Raw genomic sequence first — 844 nt, 5'->3', positions numbered from 1 at the left:
CGTCATAGGATACTGCCTGGTTATAGCAAGCATAGAGCAGGTAGAGCTCTATGTACATAAGTAGCGTTATCTATGGGATGAGTCAAGCTCGCTCTACTTTCGCTACTGACGCTAACGTAGCGAAGGTAGAGCACTCTATCAAGAGGTAGCGAGCAATAAAATCGGACGTGAAAAAATGGGCAGAGTCGGCTTCCCTAGAGCCTCTACAGCCAATAGGGAACTAAGGACTAGGGATCGAGGGGGAATTCAAAATACGATTACTGTACAAGGTACATTATAGGCAGGTTCAAACGTGTCCCTGTACTCTCCAACCAATCGTCCGATCGAGCTGAAACTTGGCACCCAGGGTTTTCATGGGCGTGGGATTCGAATACGAGCATCATTTTAACCCTGGAACCCTCCGACCATGACCAAATTATGACCTCTGGGCATTTCTGCACCACGGTAGATACCTTTTGAAGTAGTAAGCAGCTGCCTGCATCTGGCATTTCTGTGCCACGGTAGATACCTTTTGAAGCAGTAAGCAGCTGCCCTGCATCTGGCATTTCTGCGCCACGGTAGATACCTTTTGAAGCAGTAAGCAGCTGCCTGCATCTGGCATTTATGCGCCACGGTAGATACCTTTTGAAGCAGTAAGCAGCTGCCCGGGCTTCAACGAATGGATTTTCTGTATTTTCCACGGCGCCGTAGTCCCTTAGTTCAATTGCGTGGAGATCTTCGGTTTGCAATGCACGTTTAACATAAAGGCAGATACCTGCCATGAAGATTATTAGTGAGACAGGCGCTGCGAGACCCAGGCTCAGTCCCAATATTAGTCCCAAGTTTGGTTTCGATTCGAGAATTT

1 protein-coding gene is annotated in these 844 nt (G+C 48.0%); it reads right to left on the bottom strand.

Annotated elements, in window-relative coordinates; translation table 11 throughout:
• Window positions 1–257 precede the first annotated feature (257 nt).
• The coding region (locus tag GY843_RS13790) for a hypothetical protein (protein WP_297310512.1) at window positions 258–844 on the bottom strand (587 nt) is incomplete at its 5' end.

It is taken from the genome of Neptuniibacter sp. (assembly GCF_024231755.1).
Taxonomy (GTDB): Bacteria; Pseudomonadota; Gammaproteobacteria; order Pseudomonadales; family Balneatricaceae; genus Neptuniibacter.
Note: the sequence above shows the minus strand (reverse complement) of the source record. Positions and strands in the feature narration are given on the sequence as shown.